Below are 23,459 nucleotides of genomic sequence, written 5' to 3'. Positions count from 1 at the left end.
GCGGTGGAATGCTGATGAAACGTCTGATATCCACTGCCGTGATGCTGCTGTTGGCTGGCTCACTGACGGGCTGCATTGAGGTAGCGAATAAAGTCGATAAAGTTATGACATTGCGCACCTGGGAGACGGAAAACAGTCCGGTCATCTATGCCACATTCAATGCGGCAACCGGCGTGCGCGTTAGTTTTTCGACGCGCACATTCCCGGTGCAAATCGCCGATAGTGATGCGTGGTTACGTTTTACCATTGATTACGGTAATGCTTTTGTTCAGTTGCACAAAATCGAAGTCACTCACCTGGCACGCGATCTCCAGCCCTTTGACGCGTTTCTGGCATGGGCTGATAAGCCGCTAGCTACCCGACAGGCTGAAAAGGCGCAGATTAATGCGCGTGCGGACTATGTCAGCAATCACTATTCCGTGGTTAATGAAGCGGGTACGGATGAACCGTTGTTTATTTTCAGAGGAGATATTTTCCTGTTCTCTGACCCCGTCCAGCTGGCGCTCACGCGTGCAGATGTAGCCAACATCATTGTAGAGGCGCAGCGGGTACAACGCCTCTATAACCTGAAAAACGCGAAGGGATCATCGTAAAAGCACGCCCGTCCGGGCGTGCGGTTTACTTATGCTGGGCGGCAAACTCGTCCTTGGCTTTCTGCAACTGTTGCTGGAACGCCGGATTGGTATGCAAAGTGGCAACGACAGCGGAGCCAACAATGCGCGCGGCGTCCACGTCACTTTGCCAGTGGTAGCCACAAATCACCCGGCTTTGCCCCAGGTCGTAGCCGCGTTTGAGGATCTGATCCTGACGCTGTGGGTTAATCTCTGCCAGCACCAGTGCGGTAGCCCAACCGATAGAGGTATGACCGGACGGATAAGAGCCGTTTTTCGCCAGTGAATCCTGCTCTTTGGTGTTGCAGGTTGGTACGCCGTAGAAGGCAAACGGGCGGATACGCATATATTTTTGCTTCGCGCCGCGGGTTGCCAGATCGCCTGCATCTTCGATCATATTGGTCAATAGCTTATGCAACTGCGGGGAGTCTTTCTCGGTGATCGGTGAGCCAAATGCGCCGGAGAAGGCGTTTGCCACGCCGCCGCTGCTCAGGTTTGCGTCTTCCGCTGCCTGTTTGCCGCGCTCGGTGTTACGCAGCAAGCGGCCCTGCTCGTACATCGCCTGATCGTTTAAAAACGCGATGCTACCGACTTCCGGCGGTGGTGGTAACAGCGCCAGGCTATCAATCGCCTGCGCATTTTTCAGGTAATAAAGATCAGGTTTGGTGGTGGCATCATTCCCGGATGGAACCAGAGCAAAAGCGCTGGTAGAGAGCAAACTAGCAAGACAAAACGCGAGGATATTTTTTTTCATGAGCGGTTCCTTTGTGTAAAAAAGCATCTGTAGCCCTCAGTGGCTGCTGTCATATTTCTGTCATGAAAAGCCAAAAAGAACATTGCGGTGACTCGCAAAATGGCCGATGTAGTTATAAATATGAAGTTTACGAGCGAAAAATCATCGCATGCAATCTCTGTTTCGTTTGCTTAATGAGCAATAACGCGCGAATTAAGATTGCCAGACTTACCAGCTCAGCATTTGGGCGCTACCATAGCGCGATTGCAATGACAGGAGATGTCCATGAGCGAGCAAGCCATTCGTTTAACGCAATACAGCCACGGAGCCGGTTGCGGTTGTAAAATTTCCCCCAAAGTGCTGGATACCATTCTGCATAGCGAGCAGGCGAAGTTTCTCGACCCGAACCTGCTTGTCGGCAACGAAACGCGTGATGACGCCGCCGTTTACGATTTGGGTAACGGTACCTGCATTATCAGCACCACCGACTTCTTTATGCCGATTGTCGATAACCCCTTCGACTTTGGCCGCATTGCCGCGACCAACGCCATCAGCGACGTTTTCGCGATGGGCGGCAAACCGATTATGGCGATTGCCATTCTGGGCTGGCCACTCGACAAACTGGCACCGGAAATCGCGCGTGAGGTAATTGACGGTGGGCGTTTTGCCTGCCAGCAGGCGGGGATCGCGCTAGCGGGCGGTCACTCAATCGACGCGCCGGAGCCGATTTTCGGTCTTGCCGTAACCGGTGTGGTGCCAACCGAACGCGTGAAGAAAAACAGCACCGCCCAGGCGGGCTGCAAACTGTTCCTCACCAAGCCGCTGGGCATTGGCGTATTAACCACGGCGGAGAAAAAATCGCTGCTCAAACCGGAACACGTTGGTCTGGCAACGGAAGTGATGTGCCGCATGAACCTTGCCGGTGCCGCCTTTGCCGGGATCGACGGCGTAAAAGCGATGACCGATGTCACCGGCTTTGGCCTGCTCGGTCACCTGAGTGAAATGTGCCAGGGCGCGGGTGTACAGGCGCAGGTCTGGTATCAGGATGTGCCGAAATTGCCGGGTGTGGAAGAGTACATCGCCCAGGGCGCAGTGCCCGGCGGTACCCAGCGTAACTTCGCCAGCTATGGTCATCTGATGGGTGAGATGCCAACGGCAGTGCGCGATTTGTTGTGCGATCCGCAAACGTCCGGCGGCTTGCTGCTGGCGGTGGCACCGGGTGCAGAAGAGGAAGTTAAAGCGACGGCGGCGGAATACGGTATTCAACTGAGCGCGATTGGTGAACTGGTCAGCGCACGCGGCGGTCGCCCGATGATCGAGATCCGTTAATCCTATGCGGTTATTTATTGCCGAAAAGCCCAGTCTGGCGCGTGCCATTGCCGATGTGCTGCCTAAGCCGCATCGCAAAGGCGACGGCTATATTGAGTGCGGTAATGGTCAGGTGGTGACCTGGTGCATTGGTCACCTGCTTGAGCAGGCGCAGCCGGACGTCTATGACAGCCGCTATGCACGCTGGAACCTGGCCGATCTTCCGATCGTGCCGGAAAAGTGGCAGTTGCAGCCGCGCCCGTCGGTGCTTAAGCAAATCAATGTTATCAAACGCCTGCTCGCCGATGCCAAACAGGTGGTGCACGCCGGTGACCCGGATCGAGAAGGGCAGTTGCTGGTTGATGAAGTGATTGACTACCTGCAACTGCCAGCTGAAAAACGCCAGCAGGTGCAGCGTTGCCTGATTAACGATCTCAATCCGCAGGCGGTAGAGCGGGCGATTGAGCGCCTGCGGGCAAATAGCGAATTTATTCCACTGTGTGTGTCGGCGCTGGCGCGCGCCCGTGCCGACTGGCTCTATGGCATCAACATGACCCGCGCTTATACGCTGCTAGGGCGCAATGCCGGCTATCAGGGCGTGCTCTCCGTTGGACGCGTGCAAACGCCGGTGCTGGGGCTGGTGGTGCGTCGTGACGAAGAGATTGAGAACTTCGTGGCGAAAGATTTCTTTGAGGTGAAAGCGCATATCGTCACGCCAGCCGGGGAGCGCTTTACCGCCCTGTGGCAGCCGAGCGAGGCGTGTGAACCTTATCAGGACGAAGAGGGGCGCTTATTGCATCGTCCGCTGGCGGAACATGTGGTGAACCGCATTAGCGGCCAACCCGCGCTGGTGACGGCCTATAACGATAAACGGGAATCAGAACTCGCGCCGCTGCCGTTTTCGCTTTCGGCGTTGCAAATTGAAGCGGCAAAACGCTATGGGCTCAGTGCGCAGAATGTGCTCGATATTTGCCAGAAACTCTACGAAACCCACAAGCTGATCACCTATCCGCGTTCTGATTGTCGTTATTTACCGGAAGAGCATTTTGCCGGACGACACGCGGTGATGAACGCGATTGGTGCGCATGCTCCGGATTTGTTGCCGCAGCCGGTGGTGAACCCGGACACGCGCAACCGCTGCTGGGACGATAAAAAAGTCGATGCGCACCATGCGATTATCCCGACGGCCCGCGCCTCGAAGGTCAATCTCAGCGATAACGAAGCTAACGTTTATAACCTAATTGCTCGCCAGTATCTGATGCAGTTCTGCCCGGATGCGGTGTTCCGCAAATGCCAGATCGATCTCGACATCGCCAACGGCAAGTTTATCGCCAAAGCGCGTTTTCTGGCGGAGGCCGGGTGGCGCACGCTGCTTGGTTCGAAAGAGCGCGATGAAGAGAACGACGGCACACCGTTGCCGGTGGTGGCAAAAGGCGACGAATTGCTGTGCGAAAAAGGCGAAGTAGTCGCGCGCCAGACCCAGCCGCCGCGCCACTTTACCGATGCAACATTGCTGTCGGCGATGACCGGGATTGCGCGTTTCGTACAGGACAAGGATCTAAAGAAAATTCTGCGTGCTACCGACGGTCTGGGCACCGAGGCGACGCGTGCCGGGATTATCGAACTGCTGTTTAAGCGCGGTTTTCTGGTGAAAAAAGGGCGCTACATCCACTCGACCGAACCGGGACGGGCGTTGATCCACTCGCTGCCGGAGATGGCGGCGCGGCCTGATATGACCGCGCACTGGGAGTCGGTGCTGACGCAAATCAGTGAGAAAGAGTGCCGCTATCAGGACTTTATGCAGCCGCTGGTGGGGACGCTGCACGAGCTGATTCACCAGGCGCGTAACACGCCGGTGCGTCAGTTCCGTGGGCTGGTGGCACCGGGCGGTGAGAAGAAAAAACCGTTTGCCAAAGGTCGCGGGAAGAAACGCCCGCCATCAGCAGAGGCGGGCGGTGACGCGGCAACGGCGGCCGGATAACGCGTTTTCGCTGTTACCCGGCCAGCTTATTAAATCACGCCCTGCGCCAGCATCGCGTCGGCGACTTTCACGAAGCTCGCAATGTTGGCACCGCGCACATAGTGCGTCTGTTTGCCCTCGCCACCGTACTCAACGCAAGCCTGGTGAATATCCAGCATGATGTGATGCAAACGCGCATCCACTTTTTCCGCTTTCCAGCCCATACGTGCGGCATTCTGCGCCATCTCCAGACCGGAGGTGGCAACCCCGCCTGCATTAGCCGCCTTCCCCGGCGCGAACAGCACGCCCGCCTCGAGGAACAGTTCGGTGGCATCAATGGTGGCAGGCATATTGGCACCTTCCGCCACCGCTTTTACGCCGTTGGCAATCAATATACGCGCCGCGTCGATATCCAGCTCATTTTGCGTGGCACACGGCAGCGCGATGTCGACCGGCACTGACCACGGCTGTTTGCCTTCGAGGTATGTCAGACCAAATTCCCGTGCATAATCGGCTATACGGCCGTCGCGGCTGGTTTTGATCTCGCACAGACGGGCCAGTTTTTCACGGTTAAATCCGGCTTCATCTACTACCGTACCGGCAGAGTCCGACGCGGTAATCACCCGCGCGCCAAAAGCCATCGCTTTTTCAATCGCGTACTGCGCCACGTTGCCGGAGCCGGAAACCGCCACACGCATCCCTTCAAAGCTAAGACCGTGACGCTTGAGCATCGCTTCGGTGAAATAGACCAGGCCGTAACCCGTCGCTTCCGGGCGGATCAGACTGCCGCCAAACGACAGCCCCTTGCCGGTAAACACACAAGCAGTATTGTTGGAAAGCTTTTTCATCATCCCGGCCATAAAACCGACTTCCCGTGCGCCGACGCCAATATCTCCGGCGGGCACGTCGGTATCCGCGCCAAGATGGCGATACAGTTCGCTTATCAGCGCCTGGCAGAAGCGCATCACTTCGCCATCGCTTTTGCCTTTCGGATCGAAATCACTGCCGCCTTTGCCACCGCCCATCGGCAGGGTAGTGAGCGCGTTTTTGAACGTTTGTTCGAAGCCGAGGAATTTGAGGATCGACAAATTTACCGACGGATGAAAACGCATACCGCCTTTATAGGGGCCAATAGCCGAACTGAACTGTACGCGCCACGCGCGGTTAACCTGCACCTGATTGCGGTCATCAACCCAGGCGACGCGAAACTGGATCACGCGCTCCGGTTCAACGAGGCGTTCGAGTAAAGACATCTGGCGGTAACGCGGGTGAGCTTCAAGGAAGGGCCAGAGGGTAGTCATCACTTCACGAACGGCCTGGGAGAACTCCGGCTGGTGCGGGTCACGCTGTTCGACATACTGGAGAAATGATGCAAGAGAGTGCGTCTGATCCATAGATATAAGAGTCTCTTATTGTTGTGGTGAATTTGTTGTGATGGTGGTGCGCAAAAAGCAGGCACTTTCGGACTATAACATCCGCAAAGCTATATGCCGCAAGGGAAAAAAACGCACTCCAGGCAAATTAATAATTGGCAATCTGTCATAACTAAAAACGATGATCGGTGTAATTAAAGTCCTGCCGCAGAGATCCGTTATAGTAATGAGTGGCGTCAATCAAAAAGGACAAGTTATGGCCCGAATTAAGTGGATAGCAGCAGCGTTACTGGTTGCTGCCTCAACCAGCGTGCTGGCTGAACGTTTACCGTCGCCGGGGATCGAGGTGAATGTGCCGCCGGAAGTGTTCAGCTCCGGTGGGCAGACGCAGACCACGCAGCCCTGCATGCAATGCTGCGTATACGGTAATCAAAACTACAGCGAAGGGGCGGTTATCAAAACCGAGGGTGTGTTATTACAATGCCAGCGCGATGAGAGAGCCATTTCCACTAACCCGCTGGTGTGGCGGCGCGTGAAGCCATAAACGCTTCCAGCAGCGGAATATCCGCCGGAGCCAGCGGCAGTTTTAGCGCTTCGGCGGGTAAGCACCACAATAACGCGCGGTGATAGTGACGTACCGCTTCACCGCTAAAATTCACCACATGCCAGGCGTGCAAATGAATCAGCCGCCCGGAAACCTCCCGCTGATGGCTGGCAACATAGCGCGCAGGTACAGCATCAATACCCAACTCTTCCCGCAACTCGCGCGTTAGCGCCTGCGGCTGTGTTTCCCCGGCTTCGACTTTTCCACCGGCAAATTCCCACAGACCGGCCTGATCGGCATGGTCGGGTCGCTGCGCCAGTAAAATGTTTCCATCGCGCTCAATGATGGCGGCCACGACATCCAGGGATTTCAGAAAGGTCATTACTGCGTTCCGTTAGTGTGCTGGCTCCATTCGAACCAGCCGCCATCATACACGGCGATATCTGCCCAGCCGAGCGCGCGGGCAATAAAAAAGGCAAACGAGGCGCGCCAGCCGGTACCGCAATAAAAAATCACCGGGTTATCGCCAGTGATGTGCTGTTGTTGCCAGAGTGCGGCGATCTCAGACGGGTTTCGCACCGTGCCGTCCGCATGGTGAAAATTGGTAATCAACTGGCTGTCGCCTGCTGCCTGCCCCCAGCGGGCGCCGGGAATATCGCCGACAGCGGCGATATAGTCGTAACCGCTTGTCTGACCGCTAAACTCAGGCCAACTGCGGATACTGACCAGCAATGTGTCGGGCTGCGCCAGACGCTGCTGGGTTTGCGCCATATTGAGCAGAAGCTCAGGCCGCGCCGGGATATTCACGCCAAAATCCGATTGCGGGTTGATGCCTGACGATGCACCGGTTTGCCGGGCGAAACCGGCGCGCAACCAGCTCTGCCAGCCGCCATCCAGTAAGTGAACCTCTCTGATCCCGGCGTATAACAAAATGTGCGCCATCCGCTCCGCCGCATAATTGCCGCGGCCGTAAAGGATGGCGGTACTCTCCGCGCGCAGGCCATGACTGAGCAGCACTTGGCGTAATTGTTCTGGCTTGAGCACATTCCACAGCGGCAGGCTTTCTACTTCGCGGGTGTCGATATAATCCGCGCCGGGAATATGCCCGGCGCGATAGCGGTGTTCAGCGTCACAGCCCACTTCCAGCAGCCGCCACTCGCCCTGCGGGCCCGCGGTGACCGGGCGGTGTTGCAGCAGATCCGCCAGCCACGCTGCACAAACCCACGGAGAGCGCGCGGGCGTCATCGGTCAGACCTTAAATTTGGCCCACACTGGTGCGTGGTCGGACGGTTTTTCCATGCTGCGAATGTCGTAATCGATACCCGTCTCAATGCAGCGCTCCGCCAGCGGTTGGCTTGCCAGCAGCAGATCGATACGCAGGCCGCGGTTATCGTCGAAGCCTTTTGAGCGGTAATCAAACCACGAGAAGCGATCCTGAGTTTCCGGGTTGGCTTCGCGGAACGTATCGACCAACCCCCAGCCTTTCAGACGCTCCATCCATTCGCGCTCTTCCGGCAGGAAGGAGCATTTGCCGGTGCGCAGCCAGCGTTTGCGGTTCTCTTCACCGATACCGATATCAAGGTCTGTCGGGCTGATATTCATATCGCCCATGATCAACACCGGTTTTGTTTTATCGAGTTCTGTATCGAGATAGTTCTGCAAGTCCTGGTAGAACTTCTCTTTCGCCGGGAACTTCAGCGGGTGGTCGCGGCTTTCGCCCTGCGGGAAATAGCCATTAATCACCGTGATATCGCCGATAGGCGAGGGGATCTCCGCCATGATAATGCGGCGCTGCGCTTCTTCACCGTCGTTCGGCCAGCCGCGACGCACGGAAATCGGCGTCTCTTTGGTCAGCAACGCCACGCCGTAGTGGCCTTTCTGTCCGTGATAAAAAACGTTGTAACCCAGCCGTGCGACATCTTCGAGCGGAAACATATCGTCGTGGACTTTGGTCTCCTGCAGGCCGATGACGTCCGGCTGATGTTGCTCAACCAGCGCTTCAAGCTGGTGAGGGCGGGCGCGCAGGCCATTGATATTAAAAGAGACAAATTTCATAGTCGCAGCCATTTAGCAGAGTGAAAGATGCAGAGATGTTAGCAGAATTTACATTTAACCACCGCCACTTATTGATATCGCCGCCGCCGATGCGCACTGGCGCATCACGCGCCCTTATTTAGGGCGAAACGCACTAAAACAGGGCGCACGCTGTAAATTAATTTCGCTGATGATCACAGTTCTATAATTAAAATTTCTAATTGCATAAACAGGCGTCTTTACTCCCTCTCCACCTCATTTGGATCTCTGGTTATTCACTTTTTATGCAAATAAAGTGAATGGCGATAGGTTTTAAGTTATTGAAATTTCGTTGCTGAAAGTCGTTTATGCAGTTTTATCGCTGGCTGGCACGAACCGTGCAATCTACATTTACAGCGAAAACGTTCATATTCGTTAACATTTTTTCAACTATTTATTTACCGGATGAGGTCGCTATGTCTCTGTCAATTACGCGTGAAAACTTTGATCAATGGATGCTGCCTGTCTACGCGCCTGCGCCTTTTATTCCGGTACGCGGTGAGGGCTCCCGCTTGTGGGATCAGCAGGGTAAAGAGTATGTCGACTTTGCCGGAGGGATTGCGGTGAATGCGCTGGGGCATGCGCATCCCGCGCTGTGTAAAGCGCTCAGCGAGCAGGCGGCGAAGTTCTGGCATACCGGCAACGGTTACACCAACGAGCCGGTGCTGAAACTGGCGAAACGCCTGCTGGACGCGACCTTTGCCGATCGCGCCTTCTTTTGTAACTCCGGTGCCGAGGCAAACGAAGCGGCGCTGAAGCTGGCGCGCAAATATGCCCACGATACCTTTGGCCCGCATAAAAGCGGCATTGTCGCGTTCAAGAATGCGTTCCATGGACGCACCTTATTTACCGTTAGCGCGGGCGGGCAACCGGCTTATTCGCAAGATTTTGCGCCGTTGCCGCCGCAAATCCAGCATGCGCAGTTCAACGATCTGGCCTCCGCCAGCGCCTTAATTAATGACGATACCTGTGCCGTTATTGTCGAGCCGATGCAGGGTGAAGGCGGCGTGGTGCCGGCCAGCCAGGCGTTTTTGCAAGGGTTGCGCGAGCTGTGTACCCGTCATAACGCGCTGCTGATTTTTGATGAGGTGCAAACCGGCGTTGGTCGTACTGGCGAGCTGTATGCCTATATGCATTACGGCGTGACGCCGGATGCGCTGACCACGGCAAAAGCGTTGGGCGGCGGTTTCCCGATTGGCGCGATGCTGACCACCGAACAGTTTGGCAAAGTGATGAATGTCGGTACTCACGGTACGACCTACGGCGGTAACCCGCTGGCCGGCGCGGTGGCGGGTGCGTTGCTCGATATCGTCAACACGCGGGAAACCCTGACTGGCGTGAAGCAACGCCATCAATGGTTTACGGAGCAGCTTGCGGCGATCAATGACCGTTATCACCTGTTCAGTGAAATCCGCGGCTTAGGGTTGCTGATCGGTTGTCAACTGGCTCCTGAGTATGCCGGAAAAGCAAAACAACTTTCACAACTGGCAGCAGCAGAAGGCGCAATGGTGTTGATTGCCGGTGGCAATGTGCTGCGTTTCGCTCCGGCGTTGAATATCAGCGAAGAAGAGATCCGCGACGGGCTTGCGCGTGTTGCCCGCGCCTGTGAAAAATTCATTGCGGAGAACGCATCATGATGGTGATCCGTCCTGTCGCCGAAGGCGATTTACCGGCGCTGATGCGGCTGGCCGGAAAAACCGGTGGCGGCCTGACGTCGTTGCCGGTTGATGAAGCAACGCTTGCTGCGCGGATTGAACGTTCGCGCCGTACCTGGCAGGGCGAGCTGCCGAAGGGTGAGCAAGGGTATGTTTTTGTGCTGGAAGAGACGCAAAGCGGCGAGGTGGCGGGCATTTGCGCCATTGAGGTCGCGGTGGGTCTGAACGATCCCTGGTATAACTACCGGGTCGGGACCCAGGTGCATGCTTCGAAAGAGCTGAATGTCTATAACGCGCTGCCAACGCTGTTTCTCAGTAACGACCACACCGGTAGCAGCGAACTCTGCACACTGTTTCTCGATCCCGCCTGGCGTAAAGAGGGCAACGGCTATCTGTTGTCGAAATCCCGCTTTCTGTTTATGGCGGCATTCCGCGAGCGCTTTAATGAGAAAGTAGTGGCCGAGATGCGCGGCGTGATTGACGAGCACGGTTATTCGCCTTTCTGGGAGAGCCTGGGCAAGCGTTTCTTTTCGATGGAGTTCAGCCGGGCGGATTATCTGTGCGGCACCGGGCAAAAAGCCTTTATCGCGGAGCTGATGCCAAAGCACCCTATTTATACCCACTTTCTTTCACAAGAGGCGCAAGCGGTGATTGGCGAGGTGCATCCACAGACGGCACCGGCCCGTGCGGTGCTGGAAAAAGAGGGCTTTCGCTACCGTAACTATGTCGACATTTTTGATGGCGGGCCGACGCTCGAATGCGATGTTGATCGGGTGCGGGCGATTCGCAAAAGCCGCCTGGTGACGGCAGGCGAAGGCCAGCGTGCACCGGGTGAATGGCCCGCGTGTATGGTCTCCAATGAGCAGTACCAGCAATTCCGCGCCATGCTTATTTACGCGGATCCAAACACCGAGCGTTTGCTCTTAACGGCTGCCGAACTGGATGCGCTGAAGTGCCAGCCGGGGGATACCGTGCGGCTGGTGCGACTGTGTGCCGAAGAGAAAAGTGGCGAGGAGAAAACAAAATGAGTTTATGGATTAAGGGTGACTGGGTAACAGGCCAGGGCGAACGCCGCGTCAAAACCAACCCGGTAAGCCACGAAGCGTTGTGGCACGGCTTTGATGCCGATAGCGAGCAAGTGGTGCTGGCGTATCAGGCCGCGCGCGACGCTTTCCCGCAGTGGGCGCGGCAGGCTTTTACTGAGCGACAGGCGATTGTCGAGAAATTCGCGGCGCTACTGGAGACCAACAAAGCGGCGCTGGCCGAAATCATCGCCCGCGAAACCGGTAAGCCGCGCTGGGAAGCGGCGACCGAAGTGACGGCGATGATCAACAAAGCCTCAATATCGGTAAAGGCGTACCACGTGCGTACCGGGGAACAACACACGGAGATGGCAGATGGTGCCGCAACACTGCGCCATCGCCCGCACGGGGTGCTGGCTGTTTTCGGGCCTTACAACTTCCCTGGTCATCTGCCGAATGGGCATATTATCCCGGCGTTGCTCGCGGGTAATACATTGATCTTTAAACCCAGCGAACTCACGCCGTGGACCGGCGAAGCGGTGGTCAAACTCTGGGAGCAAGCGGGTTTGCCCGCAGGCGTGCTGAATTTGGTGCAGGGCGGGCGTGAGACCGGCCAGGCGCTGAGCGCATTACCGGGGCTGGACGGATTGTTATTTACCGGCAGCGCCAATACGGGATATCAGCTTCACCGCCAGCTTGCCGGGCAGCCAGAAAAAATTCTCGCGCTGGAGATGGGTGGCAATAACCCGCTAATTGTTGAAGATCCTGACGATACCGATGCCGCCGTCCATCTGGCGATCCAGTCAGCATTTATTACCGCCGGGCAGCGCTGCACCTGCGCACGCCGCTTACTGGTTAAGCGTTCTAAAGCGGGCGATGACTTTCTGGCGCGGCTGGTGGAAGTGAGCGCGCGGCTGCAACCGCAGGCCTGGGATGCGGAACCCGCGCCGTTTTTCGGTGGCCTGATTTCACCCCAGGCGGCGCAGCAGGTTTACCAGGCCTGGCAGGCGCACGAAGCTCGCGGCGGTAAAACTTTGCTGGCACCGCGCCTGTTAGCGGAAGGAACCTCGCTGCTGACGCCGGGGATTATCGAGATGACGGACGTGGCGGGAGTGCCGGACGAAGAAGTTTTTGGCCCGCTGCTGTGTGTCTGGCGCTATGACGATTTTGATCAGGCAATCCGTATGGCGAACGACACGCGCTACGGGCTGGCCTGCGGGTTAATTTCACCGGATCGGCAAAAATTTGATCAACTGCTGCTGGAAGCGCGCGCCGGGATCGTCAACTGGAATAAACCGTTGACCGGTGCGGCCAGTACCGCGCCGTTTGGCGGCGTGGGCGCCTCGGGTAACCATCGCGCCAGCGCGTGGTACGCAGCGGATTACTGCGCATGGCCGATGGCGAGTCTTGAATCTCCCGCGTTGATGTTGCCACAGACGCTCAGCCCGGGACTGGATTTCTCTCGCGAGGCGCAGCCATGAAAGCACGTGAGGTTAACTTCGATGGCTTGGTTGGGCTAACGCACCATTACGCCGGATTATCTTTTGGTAATGAGGCCTCGACCCGCCACCGTTTTCAGGTTTCTAACCCTAAACTGGCGGCAAAGCAGGGGCTACTGAAAATGAAAGCGCTCGCCGACGCGGGTTTCCCGCAGGCGGTGATCCCGCCGCAGGAGCGCCCTAATATCGCGGTCTTGCGGCAGCTTGGTTTCAGCGGCAGCGATGAGCAGGTAGTGGAAAAAACTACCGCACAAGCGCCGCAGATCCTCTCCGCTGCCAGCTCGGCATCGTCGATGTGGGTCGCAAACGCGGCTACCGTCTGCCCGTCGGCGGATGCGCTGGATGGCAAAGTGCATCTTACGGTTGCTAACCTGAATAATAAATTCCACCGCGCAATGGAAGCCCCGACCACAGAAGCCGTGCTGCGCGCCATCTTTCGCGATGAAACAGCGTTTGCTGTCCACCCGGCGCTGCCGCAGGTTGCCATGTTTGGCGATGAAGGCGCGGCGAACCATAACCGCTTTGGCGGTGATTACGGCGAAGCGGGTGTGCAACTCTTCGTTTATGGCCGGGAGTACGCAAGCCAGGATGCCCCGGCGCGCTATCCGGCGCGCCAGACGCGCGAAGCCAGCGAGGCGGTGGCGCGTATCAATCAGGTGCGCGCAGAGCAGGTGGTTTTCGCCCGGCAAAACCCGGACGTTATCGATCTGGGCGTGTTTCATAACGATGTGATTGCCGTTTCGAACCGACAGGTGCTTTTTTGTCACGAACTGGCCTTTGCTAACCAGGCTCGTGTGCTGGCCGAGCTACACTCTAAAGTACCGGGATTTATGGCAATTGAAGTTCCGCAGCAGGCTGTTTCGGTTAGCGATGCGGTGGCAACGTATCTGTTTAACAGCCAGCTGCTGAGTCGTGATGATGGCAGCATGTTGCTGGTATTGCCGCAGGAGTCACAGGAACATGCCGGGGTGTGGCGCTATCTGAACACGCTGCTGGCGCAGGATAACCCGATCAGTGAGCTTAAAGTATTTGACCTGCGTGAAAGTATGGCGAACGGCGGTGGTCCGGCGTGCCTGCGCTTGCGTGTGGTGCTTACCGAGGCGGAGCAGCAGGCCGTTAACCCGGCAGTAATGATGAATGACAGTTTGTTTGCCACCCTCAATGACTGGGTGGATCGGTACTATCGCGATCGGCTGACGCAAGCGGATTTAGCCGATCCGCAGCTTTTACGCGAGGGGCGGGAAGCGCTGGACCGATTAACGCAGTTGTTGAATCTGGGATCGGTGTATCCCTTCCAGCGTTAACCGGAGGCCGTATGGATAACTTTCTTGCTGCAACGCTTGCGGGCGATATCCCGCGAAAAATGTCAGGGGAGTCGGGCGGTATTCACTGGTTGTGGCACGAACAAGGGATTCTGGAACTGATCCCGAAACAATCCGTCGGGCGATCGCTGGTCATCTCGTGTGCTATCCACGGTAATGAAACCGCGCCGGTGGAGATGCTGGATCTGTTGCTTAAAAATGTCTTTGCGGGCGAACAGCCACTCACCTGGCGGCTACTGGTGATCCTTGGAAACCCGCAGGCGCTGGCGCAAAACAAGCGTTTTTTGCATAACGATCTCAACCGGATGTTTGGTGGTCGCTGGCAGCAGTTGCCGCCCAACGATGAAACAGTGCGCGCCGCCCAGCTTGAACGAGCGGTGACGCATTTCTTTGCGGCGGGCGATGAGGTGCGCTGGCATCTGGATTTACATACCGCGATCCGCGGTTCGCATCATGTGCGCTTTGGCGTGCTGCCACAGCGAGCCGAGCCCTGGGATGAACCGTTTCTGGAATGGCTGGGTGACGCAGGGCTGGAGGCGCTGGTGTTTCACCAGGCACCAGGTGGCACCTTTACCCATTACAGCTGTGAGCATTTTAATGCGCTGGCTTGCACACTGGAGCTTGGCAAAGCGTTACCATTTGGTGAAAACGATCTAAGCCAGTTCCAGCGCACGGCCTGGGCGCTGGCGGCGTTACTGGCGGGCGAACCCGCACCGGATACGGAAAACACGCCGCTGCGCTATCGGGTAGTGCAGCAACTGACCCGCCACAGTGAAGAATTTAAACTCTTCATGAGTGCGGATACACTCAATTTTACGGCCTTCAGTGCGGGTACTTTGCTGGCAGAAGATCGCGGCGAGCGGTATGTGGTGCAACATGAACAGGAGTATGTTTTGTTTCCGAATCCGAATGTTGCCATTGGCTTACGTGCCGGACTTATGCTCGAGAAAATTAATTAAACAGCAAGCCCTGTTCACGCAGGGCTTATTTTTATGGTTTTCTTAAATAAATTGCAGAATTATCCTGTTGAAGCGCTTTATTAATAAACAACGTTGATTTAAGATTATCCATAATTCCTTTTTAATCAGTATGTTGAATATTTAATTTTCGACTCTCCACGCTTTATCCTTATTTCCTTCACATTTGACGTAAAAATGATATTTACACTTTCATTGTTTTACCGTCGCTCTGATTAATTGACGATAAAGCCAGTAAAGTGATTAGCGTCAACACGGCAACCGCCGTAAGTAAAACCGAAGTAAGGAATAAAATTATGCGTAAATTGACTGCTCTGTTTGTTGCCTCTACCCTGGCTTTTGGCGCTGCAGGTCTGGCTCATGCTGCGGATACCACCGCCGCACCCGCTGACGCGCAACCCATGATGCACCACAAAGGTAAAGGCCCGCACGATATGATGTTCAAAGGCCTGAACCTGACCGATGCGCAGAAACAGCAAATCCGCGAGATCATGAAAAGCCAGCGCGAAGAGATGAAACGTCCGCCGGTGGAAGAGATGCGCGCAATGCATGACATCATTACCAGCGACAGCTTTGACCGCGCGAAAGCTGAAGCGCAAATCACCAAAATGGAACAGCAGCATAAAGACGTTATGCTGAAACGTATGGAGACGCAGAACAAGATTTACAACATTCTGACACCGGAACAGAAAAAGCAGTTCAATGCGAATTTTGAGAAGCGTCTGACAGAACATCCGGCAGCGGAAGGTAAAATGCCTCCTGCACCTGCTGAATAATTCAGCGCCCCTCCTTAAGACCGCCGGTTTTGCTCATCGCTTGTTTTACGTGATGGGCAGAACCGGCGGTTTTTTCTTGTTTCCCTCTTGCCAGCCGCTACTGGCGCGGTATCCTCGTTAAACCCCGTTTTTACGGCGATGTTACTTATCTGAAATTTATGATTTTTTACATGTCTGATTGCGCAGTAGCCTAAGGCAAATCGTGTCGGCTGCCGATAACTCACACATGGCAAAGTAAACAATAACAATGATGCAGGCTGTCCGAAGAGGCAGCGGCGCAGGTGAAGCACCGCGCCCTTCAGGAGTGATGATGGAATTCTTTGATATCCGTAAAATGCCGGTAAATCTCTGGCGTAATGGGGCGGGCGAAACCCGAGAAATTTGCTGTTTTCCACCCGCAACACGTGATTTTAACTGGCGAGCCAGTATCGCTTCGCTGGCCAGCAACGGTGATTTTCCGCAATTTCCCGGTGTGGATCGAGTAATAACCCTTATTGAAGGCGGCGAAGTGACGCTGAACGGCGGAGGTGCTTTCAGCCACACGCTTAAACACCACCAGCCCTTTACTTTTGCCGGTGAGCAGCCGGTCAGGGCTGAACTTTCAGACGGGCGCATGTCGCTGGATTTTAATGTGATGACGCGCCGCGATCGCTGCCAGGCGAAAGTGCGTATCGCCGATCGCACCTTTACCACTATTGGTACACGCGGCGGCGTTATTTTCGTTCTGAGCGGGGCATGGCAATTGGGCGATAAATTGTTGACCGCCGATCAGGGCGCCTACTGGCAGGAAGGGCGACAAACTCTGCGGTTGCTAAAGTCAGAAGGGCAATTACTGTTCAGTGAAATCACCTGGCTGCCCGGCCATTAACCCAGTTCAATGATTTCGTACTCCCCGGAAAGCAGCGGCTTGCAGAGAATTTTGTAGCCGTCATGATCGAAACCCGCCGGTAAACGCAGCAGTTGCGCGGCAGCGGCGGGCTCATCAACTGAACCTAACCATAGCCAGTTGTGAATAATGTGATATTGCGTCATTCCCGCAGCGCTCTCTTTTAGCCCGATTGGACCGCGCCATGGCCAGCAGACCAGTTGCAGGCGTGCCATCGCAGCAGCCAGGCGTTCATCATGTGCTTCACGCGTCTCTTTGCCGCAACATGCCCCGGCACAGCGCTGTAATGCGGATCGAAAACAAGCCCGGCCGCGACTTAGCGATTCCAGACCCAGCAGCCCGTAGCACAGCTTTTCGTCATCAGCGATCGACTGCAGCGCTTGCAATGCGGCGCGACGGTTGGCAAACAGGCCATACAGATTGGGAGAGGAGGAGAAATCCACCTCTTTGGCATACACCACTTGCGGTTTTTCACCGCTAAGGCGAAGCGAGCAGAGCTGGCGATTACGGCGCAGACGCTTATTAAATAGCGGCTGTTGTTCTTTAATCAGCCGCGCTTCGAGCAACAGCGCGCCAATCTCACCGGCGGTACAAATCCAGGTAATACGCCGCGACTGACGCAGCATCGCCGCTTCATCGGGCGTGCGCAGGTGCGACAGCACACGACTGCGGATATTGACGCTTTTACCGATATAAAGCGGCATCGCCTCGCTTTCGCCGTGAAAAATATAGACGCCGGGCTGTTTGGGCATTGCTTCCAGCCACGGACGAAGATGTTCCGGATATTCATAGATTGCCGCCGCTTCGAATTCAAGACGCGGGGCGGATTGACGCCTGACCACAAAAGACTCCTGATACTGTTTACCCATCCAGTATAGCAGCCAATAAGTGTCTAAAAAAGAGGCGGCTTGCGCCGCCTGTGGGTTATTTCTGTTTCCAGAAATCGTCGAATACGGTAATAGGCGGGCGGCGCTTGTGCTCCGTTTTCACATACCAGCCTTCAATGATTTTCGCGATACTGGCGTCCAGCGTTTTCCCTTCCAGATAATCATCGATATTTTCGTAAGTTACGCCCAGTGCGGCTTCATCGGGCAGTGAAGGGCGATCATCTTCCAGGTCGGCCGTTGGCGCTTTTTTATAAAGATGTTCCGGGCAGCCCAGGTAAGCCAGTAACTGTTTACCCTGGCGTTTGTTCAGACGGAAAAGCGGGTTGATATCAGTGCCGCCATCGCCATATTTGGTGAAGAAACCGGTCACCGCTTCGGCGGCATGGTCGGTACCAACCACCACGCCTTTCGTCATGCCCGCAATGCTGTATTGCGCTTTCATACGTTCGCGCGCTTTTTCATTGCCGCGCACGAAATCGCTCAGTTCGATGCCTGTGTCACGCAGCGCCTGCTCGCTTGCCTGCACTGAGGCTTTGATATTGACGGTCAGAACGCGATCCGGCTGAATAAACGCGATGGCATCCTGGCAATCCTGTTCATCCGCTTGCTTACCGTAAGGCAGGCGGACGGCGATAAACTGATATGCTTGATTACCCGTTTCCTGGCGCAGTTCGCTGATTGCCATCTGGCTGATTTTCCCGGCCAGCGTGGAGTCCTGGCCACCGCTAATGCCAAGCACCAGCGTTTGCAAAAAAGGATAGGTTTTCAGATAGGTTTTCAGAAAGTCCACGCTGCGGCGAACTTCTTCTTCGGCATTGACCGTGGGCTTCACGCCTAACGCCTGAATAATCTCTTGTTGCAGAGTCATTTACCCCTCCGTTGTGTTGTCCTGCTTTGCAGGGTGCAAATAGATAATAGGGTCAAATTAACCCTTTGGCGGTAAAACGACAAGGATCACAGATTTGAGTGCCGCAATTTACGGCGTTTTAGCAGCTTATCTCACTTTTATTAGATTTCTCCGAAAGTTATACCAATGCCGTCTGTTAGTTGAAAAATGCAATTTTATATTCCAGGCTTAGATAACACGCTGATACACAAGCGGATACAAAAGAGGATGGAATATGAATAAGAACATCGCAGGAATTCTGGGCGCAGCTGCAGTGCTGACTATGCTGGCGGGTTGTACGGCTTACGATCGTGCAAAAGATCAGGTTTCTCAGCCGGTGGTGAAAGATGTGAAAAAAGGCATGAGCCGCCAGCAGGTTATGCAGGTTGCTGGCCGTCCTTCTTCTGAAGTTACGATGATCCACGCGCGCGGTACTTGCCAGACCTATATTCTGGGTCAACGTGACGGCAAAACCGAAACCTATTTCGTTGCGCTGGATGAAACTGGTCACGTCATGAACTCCGGCTACCAGACCTGCGCCGAGTATGATACCGACCCGCAAGCTAAGCAGTAATTTCGGTTTTTAGCCTGAGCAAATAAAAAACCGGCCAGTTGGCCGGTTTTTTATGGCTGCAATAACGCTTACGCCGGGATGCTATCGATTTTGCTGATGCGCGACCAGACGCGGTGCGCCGTAAGATGCGTCAGAAAATCATCCATAAAATTCGCCGTGGCGTTATCCGCCTCGACAATACCGTCCTCTCCCTGGTCATCCACATCCAGTAAGCGCTTAAACTGCCGTGCATCACCCGCAAGCGCGATAGTTTTCAGGTGTTTATAGGCTTCCAGCAGATAATATTTCGCGTCGCCATTCTGCAGGATATCGCTGATATCGCCGCCGGGAACAATGACGCCATCTACCGTCAGCGACGGCGATCCGGCGAAGGTAGCGGCAATCGGTAATTCGGAGCCATCATCCGCAGTCACGTTGCCCATTCGCGCATAGAGCAGCTTGCTATGAACGCCTTTGGCTTTCAGCCCCTGCAATACGTTGAGTACATCCGCTGCGCTAACCTTATCATGCAGTAAAACTGCCACCACCCGGCCTTTCACGTTGCCATCCGGGATGGCATAAAGACTCAGCGAAGGATCTTTTTTCAATCCATTCACTTCCGGCGGCGGGGCGATATTTAACTGATCGTCGCTCAGGGTGATACCAAGGTTTTCCGCTACACCTTGCGCCAGATGCACGTCAATGTGCGCCAGGTGATCCACCACACGTTCGCGAATATACGCGCGCACTACTTTGCTCAACTCGAAGCTGAAAGCGTCAATAATATGGCGTTGTTCAAACGGTGTCTGGCTTAACCAGAACAGGCGAGGATGTGCGTAATATTCACCGAATGAGGGGCTGCGTTCGCGGATTTTTTCCCCTTCGACGCGCTCCTGGTAAGTCTCGAAACCACCGCGTTTCGGGCCGGGCGGTGTTTCCCGCGGCCAGTTATCATTGATGGAGTTTGGTTCATAGTTAGCGGGATTGGTGTCAATCTCCATGCGGTGCATGCCGTCGCGCTGCAAATTATGGTACGGACAAGTTGGGCGGTTGATGGGGATTTCATGGAAGTTCGGCCCGCCGAGTCGGCTGATTTGCGTATCGGTATAGGAGAACAGACGCCCCTGCAGTAGCGGGTCATTGGTAAAATCCAGACCGGGCACGATATGCCCTGGGTGGAACGCAGCCTGCTCGTTTTCGGCAAAGAAGTTATCCGGGTTACGGTTTAATACCATTTTTCCGACGCGCTGCACGGGAACCAGTTCTTCGGGAATCAGCTTGGTTGGATCCAGCAGGTCGAAATCAAATTTGAATTCATCCTCTTCCGGGATCAGCTGTAACCCCAGCTCATACTCCGGATAATCGCCAGCTTCAATGGCTTCCCATAACTCGCGACGGTGGAAATCCGGATCGCGCCCGGTCAGTTTTTGCGATTCGTCCCACACCAGCGATGCCTTGCCTGCCAGCGGTTTCCAGTGGAAGCGCACAAACGTGGCTTTGCCTTCGGCGTTGATCAGGCGAAATGTGTGGATGCCAAAACCTTCCATCGTGCGATAGCTGCGCGGAATGCCGCGATCGGACATCGCCCACATCACGTTATGTAAGGTTTCGGGCTGTAACGACACATAGTCCCAGAAGGTGTCATGCGCGCTTTGACCCTGCGGGATCGCCCAGTGCGGCTCTGGTTTTACCGCATGGACAAAATCGGGGAATTTATGCGCATCCTGGATGAAAAAGACCGGCGTATTGTTGCCAACCAGGTCAAAAATGCCTTCTTCGGTGTAGAACTTGGTGGCAAATCCGCGGATGTCACGAACGGTGTCCGCTGAACCCGCGCCGCCCTGCACGGTAGAAAAACGGACAAATACCGGGGTGATTTTATCCGCATCAGAGAGAAAATCCGCTTTGGTAATATCACTCAGGCTACGATAGGGCTGAAAGTAACCATGTGCCGCCGACCCGCGCGCATGCACGATTCGTTCTGGGATGCGTTCATGGTCGAAATGGGTGATTTTCTCCCGCAGGATAAAGTCTTCCAGCAGTGTTGGGCCGCGTTTTCCCGCGCGCAGGGAGTTTTGGTCATCGGCAATGCGCACGCCCTGGTTAGTGGTAAGGGGATAATTTTCGCCACCCTTGCGGTAAGGCTCCAGCGCGTTCAGCTTGTCATTCGACGTGTCCGGCGCTTTCATGCTCCCCGGCGCGGTCGGTTGCTCGCCGGGTGCTGTGGGGCGCGGGGAAGGGCGGTGCGAATTGTCCTCAGGGGCCAGGGAGTCCAGCCCTGGGCGGGATTCGTTAGCGTCATGAACCGGGGCGTGATGATGAGGGTCTTTCTCGTTGTGCGACATTGAACTCGTCTCCTGTTTTCATTGCTGAAAAATGGTCGATGTTTCCTTAAAACCCTTCTAACTATAGAACAACGTGCTGCGTTAACCTGGTTAATCAGGAGGCGGAAAGGAAGTGAAAAATCAGAGAAAGTGGTGCCAGGCGCGACGTACAGGCTCACAATCGGCTATGATAGGTCTTTAATGTTTGAAGAATTTGTCTGTAGAACGCATCGCTTATGAAATCTTATCGTCAACAAAACCGAGCCATTATCAGCTATGTCCCGCGTGTCGAACCGGCTCCCCCCGATCACGCCTCAAAAGTGGATGGCTATCGTGATGTCTGGTTGCTGCGTGGCAAGTATGTGGCGTTTGTGTTGATGGGGGAAAAGTTTCGCCGCTCGCCGATCTTTAGTGTCCCGGAAGCCGCGCAGCGCTGGGCGCTGCAAATGCGCCAGGAAGGCGAGATAGAAGAAGAGTAAACAAAACCGCCTGACATTGCAGGCGGTTTCATTGTCAATCAATGCCCCAGGGAGCGAGTGGCATTATTTATTTCTTGCCGGGTGATTAACGGTGCGCCAGTTCGGCGTCCTCTTCACTGTCCAGCACCGCTTTATCGGTCTGTTTCAGCCACTGGCTGGTTAACGTACCGGCGGTCATGGAACCACTGACGTTCAGGGCGGTACGGCCCATATCGATAAGCGGTTCAACAGAGATAAGCAGCGCCACCAGCGTTACCGGCAGGCCCAGCGCAGGCAGCACGATAAGCGCGGCAAAAGTCGCACCGCCACCAACGCCTGCTACGCCTGCGGAACTCACGGTGACAATCCCTACCAGAGTGGCAATCCACAGCGGATCCAGCGGGTTGATGCCAACGGTCGGAGCTACCATCACTGCCAGCATCGCCGGGTAAAGCCCCGCACAGCCGTTCTGCCCAATGGTTGCACCAAAAGAGGCGGAGAAGCTGGCGATGGATTCCGGTACGCCCAGACGACGCGTTTGCGCTTCCACGTTCAGCGGAATGGATGCAGCGCTGGAGCGGCTGGTGAAGGCAAATGTCAGTACCGGCCATACTTTACGGAAGAATTTCAGCGGGCTAACGCCGTTCACGCCAAGCAGCAGACCGTGCACTACAAACATAATGCCCAGGCCAAGGTAAGAGGCGATAACGAAGCTACCCAGCTTGATGATGTCCTGAATGTTAGAACCGGCGACAACTTTGGTCATCAGCGCCAGCACGCCATACGGTGTCAGTTGCATCACAAGGCGTACCAGTTTCATCACCCAGCTTTGCAGCGTATCGATAGCGGTCAGAACGCGCTGGCCTTTCGGCGCGTCATCTTTCAGCAGCTTCAGTGCCGCAACGCCAAGGAAAGCAGCGAAGATAACGATGCTGATAATTGATGTCGGGTTTGCGCCGGTCAGGTCGGCAAACGGGTTTTTCGGTACGAAAGAGAGCAGCAATTGCGGCACGGTGAGATCGGCCACTTTGCCGACATAGTTGCTTTGAATAGCATTCAAACGCGCCGTTTCTGCCGTTCCCTGCACCAGACCTTCCGCCGTCAAACCGAACAGATTGGTCACCAGTACCCCCACCAGCGCAGCGATAAGCGTGGTGAACAACAATGTACCGATGGTCAGAAAACTGATTTTGCCCAGTTGTGACGCGTTATGCAGCCGCGCAACGGCGCTCAAAATTGAGGCGAAAACCAGCGGCATGACAATCATTTGCAGCAACTGAACATAGCCATTGCCGACGACGTTGAACCACTGGATGGAATCTTTCAGTACCGGGTTATCAGAACCGTAGATAGCCTGCAGCGCGAGACCAAAGATCACGCCAAGGCCTAAACCGACCAGTACTTTTTTTGCCAGGCTCCACTGTTTGTGACGCGCCTGCGCCAGCAAAAACAGCAGTGCCACGAACACTACAACGTTCGCGATGAGTGGAAAATTCATTCCCGTTCTCCTGATATCATTATTCGGTCGGCCTTCTCGGCCGCTCCTGTTGCGCAAGGTTAGCAGAAGTGCCGAAACGGGCTTATATCCAAATGGAATGGGTTATATCAAAAA

22 protein-coding genes are annotated in these 23,459 nt (G+C 55.3%); 13 read left to right on the top strand and 9 right to left on the bottom strand.

The genetic code is table 11. The annotated features are described in order from the left end of the window. Positions 1-14 precede the first annotated feature (14 nt). Complete coding sequence (locus DFO56_RS06795; RefSeq protein WP_020454019.1) at positions 15-593, top strand: hypothetical protein; 579 nt, start codon at positions 15-17, stop codon at positions 591-593. A gap of 25 nt (positions 594-618) precedes the next feature. Here the strand turns inward: DFO56_RS06795 and phoC are convergent, their stop codons facing one another. Further along, positions 619-1,365 carry an acid phosphatase PhoC gene (gene phoC / locus DFO56_RS06790; protein ID WP_020454018.1) on the bottom strand — a complete coding sequence of 249 codons (747 nt, stop codon included), beginning with the start codon at positions 1,363-1,365 and terminating at the stop codon, positions 619-621. 264 nt (positions 1,366-1,629) lie between these two features. Here phoC and selD point away from each other — a divergent pair, with 264 nt between their 5' ends. After that, the gene (selD, locus tag DFO56_RS06780; protein ID WP_045511568.1) at positions 1,630-2,673 is read left to right on the top strand and encodes a selenide, water dikinase SelD; all 1,044 of its coding nucleotides are present in this window, start codon (positions 1,630-1,632) and stop codon (positions 2,671-2,673) included. A gap of 4 nt (positions 2,674-2,677) precedes the next feature. Beyond that, a complete protein-coding gene (locus tag DFO56_RS06775; RefSeq protein WP_045511565.1) occupies positions 2,678-4,633 on the top strand; it encodes a DNA topoisomerase III in 1,956 nt (651 codons plus the stop codon). Positions 4,634-4,662: 29 nt separating this feature from the next. Here DFO56_RS06775 and gdhA read toward each other — a convergent pair whose 3' ends face one another. Continuing rightward, positions 4,663-6,006 (bottom strand): NADP-specific glutamate dehydrogenase, encoded by a 1,344-nt coding sequence (gene gdhA, locus DFO56_RS06770; protein ID WP_045511562.1) that lies wholly within the window; start codon positions 6,004-6,006, stop codon positions 4,663-4,665. Between the two features lie 235 nt (positions 6,007-6,241). On the opposite strand from gdhA, the gene DFO56_RS06765 reads away from it, so the two are divergent. Then, positions 6,242-6,529, top strand: coding sequence for a DUF1496 domain-containing protein (locus DFO56_RS06765; RefSeq protein WP_020454014.1), 288 nt, complete (start codon positions 6,242-6,244; stop codon positions 6,527-6,529). On the opposite strand, the gene DFO56_RS06760 is transcribed toward DFO56_RS06765, so the two are convergent. From DFO56_RS06760 to xthA, 3 genes are read right to left on the bottom strand one after another with little or no spacing between them, the layout of a single operon-like run. Continuing rightward, positions 6,495-6,911 (bottom strand): pyrimidine (deoxy)nucleoside triphosphate diphosphatase, encoded by a 417-nt coding sequence (locus DFO56_RS06760; RefSeq protein WP_045511559.1) that lies wholly within the window; start codon positions 6,909-6,911, stop codon positions 6,495-6,497. The genes DFO56_RS06765 and DFO56_RS06760 overlap by 35 nt on opposite strands. After that, entirely contained in the window at positions 6,911-7,774 is an 864-nt protein-coding gene (locus tag DFO56_RS06755; protein ID WP_045511556.1) for a sulfurtransferase, read from the bottom strand. The genes DFO56_RS06760 and DFO56_RS06755 overlap by 1 nt, the downstream gene beginning before the upstream one ends. Before the next feature lie 3 nt (positions 7,775-7,777). Then, positions 7,778-8,584, bottom strand: coding sequence for an exodeoxyribonuclease III (gene xthA / locus DFO56_RS06750; protein WP_020454011.1), 807 nt, complete (start codon positions 8,582-8,584; stop codon positions 7,778-7,780). Positions 8,585-9,018: 434 nt separating this feature from the next. On the opposite strand from xthA, the gene DFO56_RS06745 reads away from it, so the two are divergent. The 7 genes from DFO56_RS06745 to ves all read left to right on the top strand — a co-directional run bounded on the left by DFO56_RS06745 (position 9,019) and on the right by ves (position 16,721). Further along, entirely contained in the window at positions 9,019-10,239 is a 1,221-nt protein-coding gene (locus tag DFO56_RS06745) for an aspartate aminotransferase family protein (RefSeq protein ID WP_045511648.1), read from the top strand. Beyond that, entirely contained in the window at positions 10,236-11,285 is a 1,050-nt protein-coding gene (gene astA, locus DFO56_RS06740) for an arginine N-succinyltransferase (RefSeq protein WP_020454009.1), read from the top strand. The genes DFO56_RS06745 and astA overlap by 4 nt, the downstream gene beginning before the upstream one ends. Then, the gene (gene astD, locus DFO56_RS06735; RefSeq protein WP_045511552.1) at positions 11,282-12,760 is read left to right on the top strand and encodes a succinylglutamate-semialdehyde dehydrogenase; all 1,479 of its coding nucleotides are present in this window, start codon (positions 11,282-11,284) and stop codon (positions 12,758-12,760) included. Before astA ends, astD begins: the two co-directional genes overlap by 4 nt. Next, complete coding sequence (gene astB / locus DFO56_RS06730; RefSeq protein WP_045511549.1) at positions 12,757-14,082, top strand: N-succinylarginine dihydrolase; 1,326 nt, start codon at positions 12,757-12,759, stop codon at positions 14,080-14,082. Before astD ends, astB begins: the two co-directional genes overlap by 4 nt. 11 nt (positions 14,083-14,093) lie before the next feature. Continuing rightward, positions 14,094-15,059, top strand: a complete 966-nt coding sequence (astE, locus tag DFO56_RS06725; protein ID WP_020454006.1) for a succinylglutamate desuccinylase — start codon at positions 14,094-14,096, stop codon at positions 15,057-15,059. A 314-nt stretch (positions 15,060-15,373) separates the two neighbouring features. After that, positions 15,374-15,853, top strand: a complete 480-nt coding sequence (gene spy / locus DFO56_RS06720) for an ATP-independent periplasmic protein-refolding chaperone Spy (RefSeq protein ID WP_045511546.1) — start codon at positions 15,374-15,376, stop codon at positions 15,851-15,853. A 310-nt stretch (positions 15,854-16,163) separates the two neighbouring features. Then, positions 16,164-16,721 (top strand): environmental stress-induced protein Ves, encoded by a 558-nt coding sequence (gene ves, locus DFO56_RS06715; RefSeq protein ID WP_020454004.1) that lies wholly within the window; start codon positions 16,164-16,166, stop codon positions 16,719-16,721. Here the strand turns inward: ves and cho are convergent. Together cho and nadE are read right to left on the bottom strand one after the other, a co-directional pair. Then, on the bottom strand, positions 16,718-17,581 hold the full coding sequence (gene cho / locus DFO56_RS06710; protein ID WP_020454003.1) for an excinuclease Cho: 864 nt from the start codon (positions 17,579-17,581) through the stop codon (positions 16,718-16,720). The genes ves and cho overlap by 4 nt on opposite strands. An 82-nt stretch (positions 17,582-17,663) precedes the next feature. Further along, positions 17,664-18,494 (bottom strand): ammonia-dependent NAD(+) synthetase, encoded by an 831-nt coding sequence (nadE, locus tag DFO56_RS06705; RefSeq protein ID WP_045511542.1) that lies wholly within the window; start codon positions 18,492-18,494, stop codon positions 17,664-17,666. Positions 18,495-18,747: 253 nt separating this feature from the next. Here nadE and osmE point away from each other — a divergent pair, with 253 nt between their 5' ends. Beyond that, positions 18,748-19,086 carry an osmotically-inducible lipoprotein OsmE gene (gene osmE / locus DFO56_RS06700; protein ID WP_017456537.1) on the top strand — a complete coding sequence of 113 codons (339 nt, stop codon included), beginning with the start codon at positions 18,748-18,750 and terminating at the stop codon, positions 19,084-19,086. A 68-nt stretch (positions 19,087-19,154) separates the two neighbouring features. On the opposite strand, the gene katE is transcribed toward osmE, so the two are convergent. Then, positions 19,155-21,410 (bottom strand): catalase HPII, encoded by a 2,256-nt coding sequence (katE, locus tag DFO56_RS06695; RefSeq protein ID WP_045511539.1) that lies wholly within the window; start codon positions 21,408-21,410, stop codon positions 19,155-19,157. Positions 21,411-21,625: 215 nt separating this feature from the next. Between katE and cedA the strand changes: the two genes are divergently transcribed. Further along, positions 21,626-21,868 carry a cell division activator CedA gene (gene cedA, locus DFO56_RS06690; protein ID WP_017456539.1) on the top strand — a complete coding sequence of 81 codons (243 nt, stop codon included), beginning with the start codon at positions 21,626-21,628 and terminating at the stop codon, positions 21,866-21,868. An 85-nt stretch (positions 21,869-21,953) separates the two neighbouring features. Here cedA and DFO56_RS06685 read toward each other — a convergent pair whose 3' ends face one another. Continuing rightward, positions 21,954-23,345, bottom strand: coding sequence for an L-cystine transporter (locus DFO56_RS06685; RefSeq protein ID WP_020454000.1), 1,392 nt, complete (start codon positions 23,343-23,345; stop codon positions 21,954-21,956). Between the last annotated feature and the right edge of the window lie 114 nt (positions 23,346-23,459).

This window comes from Kosakonia sp. AG348 (assembly GCF_003337365.1).
Classification (GTDB): Bacteria; Pseudomonadota; Gammaproteobacteria; order Enterobacterales; family Enterobacteriaceae; genus Kosakonia.
Note: the sequence above shows the minus strand (reverse complement) of the source record. Positions and strands in the feature narration are given on the sequence as shown.

Coding starts and splice junctions, on each gene's coding strand:
- gdhA (WP_045511562.1), bottom strand. CDS start 6,006: ATGGATCAGACGCACTCTCTTGCATCATTTCTCCAGTATGTCGAACAG.
- selD (WP_045511568.1), top strand. CDS start 1,630: ATGAGCGAGCAAGCCATTCGTTTAACGCAATACAGCCACGGAGCCGGT.
- phoC (WP_020454018.1), bottom strand. CDS start 1,365: ATGAAAAAAAATATCCTCGCGTTTTGTCTTGCTAGTTTGCTCTCTACC.
- astD (WP_045511552.1), top strand. CDS start 11,282: ATGAGTTTATGGATTAAGGGTGACTGGGTAACAGGCCAGGGCGAACGC.
- spy (WP_045511546.1), top strand. CDS start 15,374: ATGCGTAAATTGACTGCTCTGTTTGTTGCCTCTACCCTGGCTTTTGGC.
- astA (WP_020454009.1), top strand. CDS start 10,236: ATGATGGTGATCCGTCCTGTCGCCGAAGGCGATTTACCGGCGCTGATG.
- DFO56_RS06795 (WP_020454019.1), top strand. CDS start 15: ATGAAACGTCTGATATCCACTGCCGTGATGCTGCTGTTGGCTGGCTCA.
- nadE (WP_045511542.1), bottom strand. CDS start 18,494: ATGACTCTGCAACAAGAGATTATTCAGGCGTTAGGCGTGAAGCCCACG.
- ves (WP_020454004.1), top strand. CDS start 16,164: ATGGAATTCTTTGATATCCGTAAAATGCCGGTAAATCTCTGGCGTAAT.
- DFO56_RS06685 (WP_020454000.1), bottom strand. CDS start 23,345: ATGAATTTTCCACTCATCGCGAACGTTGTAGTGTTCGTGGCACTGCTG.
- DFO56_RS06775 (WP_045511565.1), top strand. CDS start 2,678: ATGCGGTTATTTATTGCCGAAAAGCCCAGTCTGGCGCGTGCCATTGCC.
- cedA (WP_017456539.1), top strand. CDS start 21,626: ATGAAATCTTATCGTCAACAAAACCGAGCCATTATCAGCTATGTCCCG.
- DFO56_RS06760 (WP_045511559.1), bottom strand. CDS start 6,911: ATGACCTTTCTGAAATCCCTGGATGTCGTGGCCGCCATCATTGAGCGC.
- osmE (WP_017456537.1), top strand. CDS start 18,748: ATGAATAAGAACATCGCAGGAATTCTGGGCGCAGCTGCAGTGCTGACT.
- DFO56_RS06765 (WP_020454014.1), top strand. CDS start 6,242: ATGGCCCGAATTAAGTGGATAGCAGCAGCGTTACTGGTTGCTGCCTCA.
- xthA (WP_020454011.1), bottom strand. CDS start 8,584: ATGAAATTTGTCTCTTTTAATATCAATGGCCTGCGCGCCCGCCCTCAC.
- astB (WP_045511549.1), top strand. CDS start 12,757: ATGAAAGCACGTGAGGTTAACTTCGATGGCTTGGTTGGGCTAACGCAC.
- DFO56_RS06745 (WP_045511648.1), top strand. CDS start 9,019: ATGTCTCTGTCAATTACGCGTGAAAACTTTGATCAATGGATGCTGCCT.
- katE (WP_045511539.1), bottom strand. CDS start 21,410: ATGTCGCACAACGAGAAAGACCCTCATCATCACGCCCCGGTTCATGAC.
- DFO56_RS06755 (WP_045511556.1), bottom strand. CDS start 7,774: ATGACGCCCGCGCGCTCTCCGTGGGTTTGTGCAGCGTGGCTGGCGGAT.
- astE (WP_020454006.1), top strand. CDS start 14,094: ATGGATAACTTTCTTGCTGCAACGCTTGCGGGCGATATCCCGCGAAAA.